The following is a 1,348-nucleotide window of genomic DNA, read 5'->3' as shown; positions in this document are numbered from 1 at the left end:
GCTCGGGGCCGCCCCGGCCCGCGCAGGGCGTGCGGCTCAGCGTGCCGTCGCGGTGACCCGCTCGGCGTCCACCCGCTTGGCCAGGGCCTCGTCGGAGAGCTGGTCGAGGTTGCGGCACAGGACCACCGAACCGCCGATCGCCAGCGGCGCGTACAGACCCGCCGCGACGCCCGCCCAGGTGTCGTACGGCAGGGCGCTGAGGATCCGTGAGGCGGGCCCGGTCAGGCCGAGGCCGGGAGCCTCGGCCCGTGCCCGCTCCACCACCTCGGCCCCGCTGCACTCCCGGCCGGCGACGACCAGCGCGGGCTCGTCCGGGTCGACGGGCGCGTACGGCACGAACCGGTCGCCCATCCCCGGCACTTCGAGCGCGTAGTCGCGGAAGCCCGCCGGGGGCTGGAGGAAGCGCCCGCCGAGCGGCCGCAGCGCGAGCGCGATCCGCTCCCCGGAGCAGGCCCGCGCGGCCTCCAGCGTGTCCGGCCCGGAGACGACCAGGTCCGCCGCGCCCGGGTCGCCGCCCGGAGCCGCGACCACGCCGACGGAGTGACAGGCCATCAGCCAGACGGCCGTCTGCCAGTGCCCGGGCAGCAGCAGCGCCACCCGGTCGCCCGGCTCGGTGGACAGCTCGTCCTGGAGGTAGTTCGCCGTCTTGGCCACCCAATTGGCGAACGTGGCGACGGAGAGTTCGACGCGCTCACCGGTGGCGTCGTCGTAGAAGGTCACCAGGGGGCGCGCGGCATCCGCGGCGAGCGCGGAACGCAGCAGGTCGGCGGGGGTGCGGTCGGTGGCGTTCACGGGCCCCAGCCTACGCGCAGCGAGGAGGCCGCCGGGGCGCCGGAGACGGGTCGGCGCAACCGGTTCGGCGGAACGACGCCCGACAGGCCGTCAGGAGAGAGATGGACAAGAATGTCCGATTATGTCCAGGATTTGGGGTATGCGCGGACTTCTCTCTTCCACATTCGCCCCCTCCCTCACCTCCTCACTGGGCATCACCTGCGCGACCACGCTGGTCGTCCCGCTCGCCGTGGTGGCGGCGGCCCCCGCCATGGCGCAGGCCCCCGCCATGGCGCAGGGACCCGCCCTCCGCGCCGTCGCGGCGGAGGCGCGGGACGCCGGATCCACCCAGTCGCTGCCCCTCGCACCCCTCGCCGGCCGCCGGGCCGCCACCGCCGCCCCCGACCGGGCCGAGCGGGGCCTCGTCCGGCAGCACGTGCGGCCGTTCTCCCTCGTCGGCGTGGTCTGGGACGACCCGGACGCCGAGTTCCACGGCCGGGTCCAGGTCCGCACCCGCGCTGCCGCGACCGGCGGGGGGGGGGACTGGAAGGAACTGGGGAACCAAAACCCCGAGCAC

At 75.8% G+C, this 1,348-nt stretch carries 1 protein-coding gene and 1 pseudogene; one reads left to right on the top strand and one right to left on the bottom strand.

Annotated features, from left to right (window positions below):
- Positions 1 to 36: 36 nt before the first annotated feature.
- Complete coding sequence (locus ACOV8S_RS00120; protein WP_448315111.1) at positions 37 to 792, bottom strand: TIGR03089 family protein; 756 nt, start codon at positions 790 to 792, stop codon at positions 37 to 39.
- Between the two features lie 139 nt (positions 793 to 931).
- Between ACOV8S_RS00120 and ACOV8S_RS00115 the strand changes: the two are divergent.
- Positions 932 to 1,348: pseudogene (locus tag ACOV8S_RS00115) on the top strand (N-acetylmuramoyl-L-alanine amidase); the annotation flags it as partial.

The sequence above is a fragment of the Streptomyces sp. CO7 genome (genome assembly GCF_053474865.1).
Note: the sequence above shows the minus strand (reverse complement) of the source record. Positions and strands in the feature narration are given on the sequence as shown.